This window comes from Mesorhizobium sp. WSM4822 (assembly GCF_055811155.1).
In genome coordinates this window covers 1-1178 of record NZ_JBVVQM010000061.1, presented here as the reverse complement: position 1 = coordinate 1178, position 1178 = coordinate 1, and the positions used below count along the sequence as shown (strand labels likewise).

Annotated in this window: 1 protein-coding gene and 1 pseudogene; both read right to left on the bottom strand. The window is 56.2% G+C overall.

Annotation, left to right across the window (positions count from 1 at the left end; translation table 11 throughout):
- Window positions 1-666: pseudogene (locus AC0L3E_RS34515) on the bottom strand (hypothetical protein); the annotation flags it as partial.
- A 2-nt stretch (window positions 667-668) separates the two neighbouring features.
- Window positions 669-1178: hypothetical protein (locus AC0L3E_RS34510; protein ID WP_473606898.1), on the bottom strand; the 510-nt coding region annotated here is incomplete at its 5' end.

The following is a 1178-nucleotide window of genomic DNA, read 5'->3' as shown; positions in this document are numbered from 1 at the left end:
TGGCGCCCCGATCAGCCCGAGGGTTAGCCCATCGAAATCCCCTTCGTGCGGCCTACCTACCTCGTTGCTGCGGTTGTCGGCACTCTTTGTGACGATGGCAGTGCCCGCCCAGGCGGCATCGACGATCGCCTGCTCGCGCGGATGCTGGCTCAGTGGCTCTATAATGCGGTAGCTCGCATTGATGATATTGAGGCCATCCTGCAGCCCGATCGGAGACCCCTCGAGATAGTCATACTTGAATACGTTTGCGCCAGGGGCGACCATGCCGGCAATTTCAGCGACCCAATCTCCATGTCGCTGCCTCTGCGTACCGCGACCGAGGTCTGCATCGAATGGCTGTTCCTTGAAATCATCTATGACATTTATCGATACGCCGGAACCGATAAAGCCTGATGTCCATGCTTCCCCAATGTCTGGGCTCATCCAGCAGAATGTGCCGTCGGCATTTTGTGGACAGCCCGAGCTACTGCTTTCCGCGGCTGGATTACCGGTCGTTCCTTTGCGGCTGATACCGGCATCGAGATCACCCGCGAAACCGGGTGCAGCCAACAGGCATGCTATAAGACCGACAACGAAACCTGCCGGGAACAATTGTGTTTTGTGCCTAATCAACTTCCTGTCTGATTGTTCTTCATCAATGAAATTTACGGCCTTGCCTTTCACCATCGCTAAAATTCACCCCTGAACCGAAGGTCGAGTTTCCATCGGCTTGGCTCGAGGTTTGTCATGTATTTCAACGTGTCCGAGGGCCGCAGTTGCGAGGCGGCCAGACGGCAATTCACTGTATGGAAGCCGCCGAGGGCGCCATAGTCAGCCGTGCAAGGTCGTTCCGTCAGGTTCCCGCCCAAAATCGAACTGACGGTGAGAGAAAGCGTCGTGGACGGCGTCGGTCGCTTTTGCAGAATAAAGCCGAGTTTTACACCCGGGTCGATTCGGACCTTTTCGGCACGTTGGCCGGTGCTCGCGCCCCACAGGAGACCGAAATCATCCGACAGCTGCGTCAACATTTCAAATCGCATGTCGATCCATTTGCTATGGTACCACTTGTCGAAAGACACTTTGGTACCACCCGACAGCTCGTATCCGCCTTGTCCAAGATGGTTGGCGGCCGCGGTTAGCTCCGAACCCTGGTAAATGCCGACAAGGCTGGTCTCCTGTCCGTTCGCAGTCATAGCGCT